Consider the following 201-nt stretch of genomic DNA (forward strand, 5'->3'; position numbering starts at 1 on the left):
GCATCGATATTGCCAAGTTTTCTCATGTTGCCCGTGCTGTCGATTTTCGTGGGATCGAACGTGGCCACTATCTTGCCTTCTCTAACGATCACATCGGCTTTAAAGCCCTATTCCAGTGGATACAAGCTATGATGGATCAGCATCACAAAACGAAGGTGCTCATCGGTGTTGAACCCACCGGGCACTACTGGCTCAATCTCG

At 49.3% G+C, this 201-nt stretch carries 1 protein-coding gene; it reads left to right on the forward strand.

The annotated features are described in order from the left end of the window. Positions 1-201 (forward strand): IS110 family transposase (locus ET33_RS35855; RefSeq protein ID WP_036694121.1); only part of this gene is annotated, 201 nt, incomplete at both ends.

The organism is Paenibacillus tyrphae, assembly GCF_000722545.1.
GTDB classification, from domain to species: Bacteria; Bacillota; Bacilli; order Paenibacillales; family NBRC-103111; genus Paenibacillus_G; species Paenibacillus_G tyrfis.